A 1987-nucleotide genomic window follows, 5' to 3' on the forward strand; every position below is an offset into this window, starting at 1 on the left:
TGTGCGGCGCAGACAGCGGGACCTGCCTCGTTGGAAATACCACGGTGGACGCGGCTGGGGCTTTCTTCTTTCTGCGCTCCTGTGCTAGATTTCAGGGCATGTTGCGCAGCATGCTCCCGTCCACCCTACGGCCAGGTCTAGTACCCGGCCGGGGTCTGCCTGCGCCCTCCCGTGTTGCCGTTCGGCGCAACACCTGACATCCCCCTGACCCCGGCCCACGAACCAGCCTTTGCACACCAGCAAAGGGCTGCAGGGGACGTCATCCGTTTTTCGTTTGACCCGTGTCCTGCCCGATGCACAGCGCAACGCGCGACGCACACACCGTTCGTGGAGCCCCTCATGATTGCCAACCCCGCTACCAAATACCAGCCCATCGCCCCCGTGGCATTGACCGATCGCCAATGGCCGTCGCGCAGCATCAGCCGCGCGCCCGTGTGGCTCTCCACCGACCTGCGCGACGGCAACCAGGCGTTGTTCGAGCCGATGAACTGCGAGCGCAAGCTGCGCCTTTTTCATGAACTGGTGCGCATCGGTTTCAAGGAGATCGAAGTCGGCTTTCCGGCCGCGTCGCAGACCGATTTCGACTGCGTGCGCCGCCTCGTCGATGACGACCTGATCCCCGACGACGTGCGCATCATGGTCATCACCCAGCTGCGCGAGGACCTGATTGCGCGCACCGTGCAGGCCGTGCGGGGTGCGCGCCACGCCATCGTGCACCTGTACAACGCCACCGCACCCGCGTGGCGGCGCACCGTGTTCGGCATGAACGTGGCGCAGATGCTGCAGCTCATCCGCCACCACGTGGACTACCTCAGACAGCTCACCGACGCGCAGCCTGCGACCCGGTGGACGCTGCAATACTCGCCCGAGACCTTCAGCGCCACCGAGCCCGACGTTTCGCTGCGCGCCTGTCAGACGGCCATCTCCGCCTGGGGCACGGGGCCCGACCGGCGCATCATCATCAACCTGCCCAGCACCGTGGAGAACGCCACGCCCAACGTGTTTGCCGACCAGATCGAGTGGATGCACCGGCGCCTTTCGCCGCGCGAGCACGTGCTGCTCTCGGTGCACCCGCACAACGACCGCGGGACGGGCGTGGCCGCGGCCGAGCTGGCCCTGATGGCCGGCGCACAACGCGTCGAAGGCTGCCTGTTCGGCAACGGCGAGCGCTGCGGCAATGTGGACATCGTGACGCTGGCGCTGAACCTGTACACCCAGGGTGTGTCTCCGGGCCTGGACTTTTCGGACATCACCGCCGTGGCCCGCGTGGCCGAGGAATGTACCGCGTTGCCCGTGCACCCGCGCCACCCCTACGCCGGCGATCTGGTGTTCACGGCCTTTTCCGGGTCGCACCAGGACGCGATCAGGAAGGGCCTTGCCGCGCAGGACCCGGACGCCGCGTGGGCCGTGCCCTACCTGCCCATAGACCCCGCCGACCTGGGGCGCACGTATGACGGCGTGATCCGGGTGAACAGCCAGTCGGGCAAGGGCGGCATCGCGTTCCTGCTCGAGCGCGGGTACGGCGTGGTGATGCCCCGGCGCATGCAAGTGGAGTTCAGCGCGCTGGTGCAGCGCCAGACCGACGCGAGCGAGACCGAGATGGGCGGCGACGCGTTGTGGGAGCTTTTCCGGGCCACTTACCTGCAGGCCCCCGCGCAACCGGCCATCGTTTGCCATAGCCACCGGCCGGGCGCAGACGGGCAGGGCATGGAGCTCGACGTCAGCATCGGCGACGCCCGCGAACGCCTGCGCGGCCAGGGCTGCGGCCCCGTCGCCGCCACGGTGGACGCGCTGGGCCTGCCGCTGCGCGTGGACCACTGCGAGGAGCGTGCCACCGGCGTCCAGACCATGGTCATCGTGGAGGCCGCCCTGGAGGGCGTGGCCGGATCCACCTTTGGCGCTGGCGCCAGCCATTGCAGCGTGACGGCCTCGGTGCAGGCCCTCGTGAACGCGGCCAACCGGCTCATGCAGCGGCGCCGGCCTGCGC

The 1987-nt window shown here is 68.6% G+C and carries 1 protein-coding gene; it reads left to right on the forward strand.

The window, feature by feature from the left end; genetic code table 11:
• Positions 1–339: 339 nt before the first annotated feature.
• Positions 340–1987, forward strand: a 1648-nt coding sequence (locus tag VTU_RS0105275; RefSeq protein ID WP_010101554.1) for a 2-isopropylmalate synthase, incomplete at its 3' end; no start/stop codon positions are given.

It is taken from the genome of Verminephrobacter aporrectodeae subsp. tuberculatae At4, assembly GCF_000193225.1.
GTDB classification, from domain to species: domain Bacteria; phylum Pseudomonadota; class Gammaproteobacteria; order Burkholderiales; family Burkholderiaceae_C; genus Acidovorax; species Acidovorax aporrectodeae.